We start from the raw sequence: 5,080 nt of genomic DNA, 5'->3' as shown, positions 1-5,080 counted from the left end.
CCCGGCGGTGGCCCCGTCGCCGCGCTCCGCAACCTCCGCGCCGAGCGGGACGACCACCACGCCCGGCCCGACGACGTCGAACAGTACGCCTACGACGACCGGTTCCACGGGTTCAAGCTCGTTCCGCCGTACGACGGGCTCCCGAACGAGGACGTCTTGACCCGTCTCGAGGCCGCGGACCTCCCCGTTATCGTCCACGGCGGAACGCGGTTCCCGCCCGATGCCATCGAGCGCGACCTCCTCGGGTACGACTTCCCCGTGATCCTCGCCAGCTTCGGCGGGTACCCGCTCGACGCCGACCTGATGAACCGGACGATCGACCTGCTCGACGAATACGATCGGTTGTACCTCGACACGAGCGCGGTTCGCTACCGGGAGATCCTCGAACGCGGCGTGTTGGAGCATCCCGATCGCATCGTCTTCGGCTCCGGTGCCCCTGACGTCCATCCGAACGTCGGCGTGATGGAGGTGTTGACCCTCGACGTCTCCGAGGACCTCATGCGCCGCGTCCTCGCAAAGAACCCCGCCCGGCTCGTCCCCGCGCTTGCCGAGGGCGCCGACGTCTGAGACGAGCCCTCTGTGGGCCTCCGGAACGGTACCGATTTGCCCTCGCGCTGACGAGGCGTGGACATGACCGACGATCCGATCGACCCGCCCGTCTCACCCGCGGACGATCCGGACCTCCACACGGACGACGCGAACGTTCGCACCGAGGTCGTCCACGGGTGCGGCCACGAGAACGTCACCGCAGAGCACGTGAGCACGTTCGAGCTCACGACCGACGACTGGCTCACCCCCGCCGGCGACTGTATCCTCGCGGTCGACGCCGACCGGACGCCCCGCGACTTCGATCCCGCGTTCCGGGAGGCGTGTCAGGACCCGGACGCGACGATCACTGCGACGATCACTGTCGACCCCGCGCCCGGCGGCGGGAGCCTGTCGGCGACGATCACGGGGCGGGGGGATCCCGGTTTGACGCTCCTCGACGGTCGCTCGATGGTCGGGCGCACGAGCGGGTACACCGACGACGAGCGGACGATCCTCGTCGACGCCGACGCCGCGGCCGCTGACCTCGACCGCGACCTGGTCGGCGCGCTCACGAACCCCGACGCGAAGGTCACGCTCGAACTTTCGGTAGAGACCTGATCCCGTCCGGCAGACTGGTCGGAAGCTGGGCGTGAGGGGGAACGCGGGGGAGGGGGCAAGCAATACGGCCGTTCCCCACCGCTACGACGTTGGCGGCCGCAACAGGAAACCGGCGATCCCCGCGGCCAGCGCCAGCGCGCCGCCGAAGACGAACGTGGCGTCCCAGCCGATGACGCCAACCAACCAGCCGACGACGCCCCCGCCGAACACCCCGCCCCACATCTTCCCCGAGTAGACGAGCGAGTAGTTGGCCGAGGAGTGACGACTCCCGTAGTAGTCGCCCACGAGACTGGGGAACAGCGAGAACTGCGAGCTCCAGAAGAAGACGGCGACCGCGACCGTCAGGACGTAACCGATCCCGCTGCCGATCCCCGCGAACCCGACGATAGCGAGGGTGGCAAGCCCACACAGCAGGAACGACACCGCGGTGATCCGCTCGCGGTCGAACCGGTCGGAGAGCCCGCCGACGATCAGGCGGCCGCCGGCCGATCCGACGGGGAGCAGCGTCGCCGCGATCGTCGCCGTCCCGGCGGTCAATCCGGACTCCTCAGCGTACAACACGGTCCGTGCCGTGATCATCAGCCCCGCGGCGCTCACCGCGAAGAACATGAAGTACATCACCCAGAACTGCCAGGTTCGGACGACCTCCCGCCACGTGTACTGGCGTTTCCCGTCGATACCCACGTCGGATGCGGGTGTCCCGTCGGCGCTGTTGGTTCCGTCCCCACCGTCGAACTCGTCGTCGGCTCCGTCCCCACCATCGAACTCGTCGCCGTCGCCGGGTTCGCCGGTATCGGTCGTCGTCTCGGCGTCGGTGTCGCCGGACTCGTCACCCTGTCGCTCCCAGCCTCGGGGCGGGTCCGCGAGGACGACCGCCCCCACGACGATACCGACCGCGATAAGCACGCCCGAGGCGACGAGCCCGGTCGCGAGCGCGTCGCCCGCGACCATGTACCGGATGAACGGGACGAACGCGGCGCTTCCGGCCGCGAACGCCATCGTCCCGATCCCGGTCGTGAGCCCGCGCCTGTCGGGGAACCACTTGACTGCGGTGTTGACCGCGACGGTGTACACCATGCCGACGCCGACGGCACCGACCGTGTACGCCGCGTACACGTGCCACAGCTCCGTCGCGAACGCCAACGCGACGTAACCGCCGCCCGCGAGCACGCCCGCGACGAGCGTCACGGCCCGCGGCCCGTAGCGATCGCGCCACCACCCGGCTGGGAACTGGATCAGCGCCATCGCGACGACGTACGCCGTGAACACGAACCCGAGCGCGGACAGCGAGGCGTCGAGATCGGCCGCCAACGGCCCCTCAAGCGACGACCAGACGTACTGATACGGACTCACGAGCGCCATCATGGTCGCGGCAGCGGCGATCTGCCACCACCGGGAGTAGCCGAGCTCGCCCCTCGCCGCCGCCGCGTGGTCGACGTCGTCTATCCCGTTCATCGACTCGGATCGAGGGGCGTACTGGCACGAAGCGATCGGTCCATTCGTCGGTCGTCCGATATCACGTCGGGGGGTATACAACCGCTTCGCCTTCGGCAGCCCGCGCCGGGGCTTCTAGGGCTGATCGCCGACCGGTCGGCCGGTCGGTCGCCCGACGACTCGGCCGTGTCACTGTCCGGCAACCCGGTCATTCGACCGCACCACTGCCGCGCACGGAACGCTTTTGCCCGCGTCGGCCAAGTGTCGGTATGGCTCTCGTGGCGTCACCGGGAATCGCGCTCGCCGGCGTTATCGCCACCGTCGGCGTCTTCGTGGCGATCCGCTGGGATGCGGTCCGGGTCGAGGTCGGCCGGCCGACGCTGTGGGGAGCGATAGCCGCCGTCCCGGTGCTCGTCGGCTTCTCGATGTACCTGTTCGTCGCGGTCCCGATGACCGGGGTTATCGTGACCGCGAACACCGGCCTCGTCCTCTACGGCTTCGAGCGGGAGATCGCGACCGGCGAGGAGGAGTCGCTCGAACCTGGGTCGCTCCCGAACCGGAAATAGGGTCGCGATCGACGGTTCCGGTTATATACACGAGAGAGCGCGTCCGCTGTGTGAGTCTCTGCGATCAGCACGACGGAGGAATCGGAGTGGACTCGCCGGGATTTGAACCCGATGGCGAGAATCGCTGACGCGCCTCTCGCGTGATTCAAATCCTGTCTCGACCATCCTCGCTCGCAAAACTCGCTCCGATGGACTCGCCGGGATTTGAACCCGGGGCCTCTCCCATGCCAAGGGAGTGATCTACCACTGATCTACGAGCCCGCGTTCGCACCCGTTTCTTCCGCGCTGGATATCTTAAGGGCTTCGACTCGGCGAGGGCGGTGCCGGATCCCTCCCACGGATCAGATCCGGTCGGAGTCGACGTACACGTCGAGGTCGACGTCGCGGTTCGACCCCTCCAGATCTCGAACGGCCCGCTCGACGACGCGCTCGGCCTCCGACCTGATAAGGGGGATCGCCTTCTTCAGCACCCAGTCGAACGAGACGAGCCGCGGCAGATCGAGGGCGTCCGGGCTCGCCGACCCCGGATCGAACTCGACCTCCAGGGCGACCTCGCAGGTCCCGGCGTCGTCGAGCGGCGTGACACGCCAGCAGCCGCCGGCGTCGATGTCCTTCGTGATCTCCCAGTCGATCCGTTCGGGGGGTTCGACACCCGTCACCCGCGAGTGAGCGGTGTAGGTGAGCTTCCACCACGCGAACGTTAGAGCGTATCGCGTGTCCGGGCCGCCGTCGCCCCGTATCGTCCGGACCTCCCGAAGGTGCTTAGAGTAGCGCGCGTACTGCGGGAAATCGAGGAGGAACTCGTAAACGACCTCCGGCTCGGCGCGGACTTCCGTGCGTACGACGAGTTCGTCCACACCGATCCGAGTCCCCGGCGACTATTAAGCGGTCCGGCAGGCCTGACGCGTCGTCATCGCTGTCGCGCTGTCGTCACCGTTGTCGCGCCGTTGCCACCACCGTCGCGCCCGTGGGCGGACTAGAGTCGCGCGCCGCTACTCTCCCGTATACAGTCGCTCGCCGGTTCGTTTCGGGAGGCCGGCGGCCTCGACCGCCTCAACGACGTGGTCGATGTCGTAGGCGACCCGCCGGAGGTCGACCTCGTCGGCTGCGGTGTCGAGCACGGCGTAGGCGGCGTCGGGGTCGCCGTCGCGCGGCTGGCCGACGCTTCCGGGGTTGACGACCAGTCGGTCGCCGACCCGTCGAGCCCCTTGGACGTGAGTGTGTCCGAGGACGAGCCCGTCGACAGGGCCGTCGAGCGAGTCGAGATGGCGGCCAAGCGAGGGGAATTCCTCCGGATACACGTACGCGTCCTCGCGGTCGGGTGCGGGGTGTGAGTGGACGAGGTGATACCGATCGCCAGCGAACGACGCGGCTCGGGGGAGCGATCGGAGCCAGTCTAGGTCGTCCTCGTCGAGCGCGCGCTTCGCGTGTTCGAGCCCCGCCTCGGCCATCCGGTTCGCCCGGTAGCGCTCGGGCGTCTCGACGGTCCGGTCGTGGTTGCCCCGAACCGTGACCGCCGCGACCTCGCGTACTCGATCCAGGCAGTCGGCGGGCCAGGGGTTGTACCCGATCACGTCACCGGCACAGACGATCCGGTCGACGGCGGGCATGTCGTCGAGCACTGCTTCGAGCGCCGGGAGATTCGCGTGGACGTCCGAGAGGAGTCCGACTCGCATCGCGTGGGTGTTCGCCGTCGACGTCCGAATAGCTTCGGCCGATGCGTTCGCCGACGCCGGGAGGACCTGCCCATGTCGGGGGGCCAGCCCACGCCGAGAATACCTACCCATGCCGGGGGACCAGCCGACGCGCCACGGACGCGCCGCAAGCGCGCAGCCCGTTCGGGAACGCCTATACGACCGGACCGTGTACCTCCGGTCGATGACCGACTCCGACACCGGCGGGGACGCCCCGGCCGACACCGGCTGGTTCGCCGG

General features: G+C 68.7%; 6 protein-coding genes and 1 tRNA gene. 3 read left to right on the top strand and 4 right to left on the bottom strand.

What is annotated here, in order from left to right:
• Window positions 1-567 (top strand): amidohydrolase family protein (locus tag ACFQEU_RS11085; RefSeq protein WP_379782104.1); only part of this gene is annotated, 567 nt, incomplete at its 5' end.
• A 63-nt stretch (window positions 568-630) separates the two neighbouring features.
• Window positions 631-1,146, top strand: coding sequence for a DUF371 domain-containing protein (locus tag ACFQEU_RS11080; protein ID WP_379782102.1), 516 nt, complete (start codon window positions 631-633; stop codon window positions 1,144-1,146).
• A gap of 81 nt (window positions 1,147-1,227) precedes the next feature.
• On the opposite strand, the gene ACFQEU_RS11075 is transcribed toward ACFQEU_RS11080, so the two are convergent.
• Window positions 1,228-2,601, bottom strand: a complete 1,374-nt coding sequence (locus ACFQEU_RS11075; protein ID WP_379782100.1) for an OFA family MFS transporter — start codon at window positions 2,599-2,601, stop codon at window positions 1,228-1,230.
• A gap of 248 nt (window positions 2,602-2,849) precedes the next feature.
• On the opposite strand from ACFQEU_RS11075, the gene ACFQEU_RS11070 reads away from it, so the two are divergent.
• Window positions 2,850-3,146 carry a hypothetical protein gene (locus ACFQEU_RS11070; RefSeq protein ID WP_379782098.1) on the top strand — a complete coding sequence of 99 codons (297 nt, stop codon included), beginning with the start codon at window positions 2,850-2,852 and terminating at the stop codon, window positions 3,144-3,146.
• A 189-nt stretch (window positions 3,147-3,335) separates the two neighbouring features.
• On the opposite strand, the gene ACFQEU_RS11065 is transcribed toward ACFQEU_RS11070, so the two are convergent.
• The 3 genes from ACFQEU_RS11065 to ACFQEU_RS11055 form a co-directional block, all read right to left on the bottom strand.
• Window positions 3,336-3,407: transfer RNA gene (locus ACFQEU_RS11065), tRNA-Ala, on the bottom strand.
• An 80-nt stretch (window positions 3,408-3,487) separates the two neighbouring features.
• Window positions 3,488-4,003: a type II toxin-antitoxin system RatA family toxin gene (locus ACFQEU_RS11060; RefSeq protein ID WP_379782096.1), complete on the bottom strand. Its 516-nt coding sequence runs from the start codon at window positions 4,001-4,003 to the stop codon at window positions 3,488-3,490.
• Window positions 4,004-4,138: 135 nt separating this feature from the next.
• Window positions 4,139-4,822 (bottom strand): metallophosphoesterase family protein, encoded by a 684-nt coding sequence (locus ACFQEU_RS11055; protein WP_379782093.1) that lies wholly within the window; start codon window positions 4,820-4,822, stop codon window positions 4,139-4,141.
• Window positions 4,823-5,080: the final 258 nt, after the last annotated feature.

Origin of the sequence: Halorubrum tibetense (genome assembly GCF_042661865.1) — an archaeon.
In the GTDB taxonomy this organism is placed as follows: Archaea; Halobacteriota; Halobacteria; order Halobacteriales; family Haloferacaceae; genus Halorubrum; species Halorubrum tibetense.
This window is presented reverse-complemented; position numbering and strand designations above follow the sequence as displayed.

What these genes read in the sequence shown, in the direction of transcription:
- ACFQEU_RS11080 (WP_379782102.1), top strand. Translation starts at nt 631, where the DNA reads ATGACCGACGATCCGATCGACCCGCCCGTCTCACCCGCGGACGATCCG.
- ACFQEU_RS11075 (WP_379782100.1), bottom strand. Translation starts at nt 2,601, where the DNA reads ATGAACGGGATAGACGACGTCGACCACGCGGCGGCGGCGAGGGGCGAG.
- ACFQEU_RS11070 (WP_379782098.1), top strand. Translation starts at nt 2,850, where the DNA reads ATGGCTCTCGTGGCGTCACCGGGAATCGCGCTCGCCGGCGTTATCGCC.
- ACFQEU_RS11055 (WP_379782093.1), bottom strand. Translation starts at nt 4,822, where the DNA reads ATGCGAGTCGGACTCCTCTCGGACGTCCACGCGAATCTCCCGGCGCTC.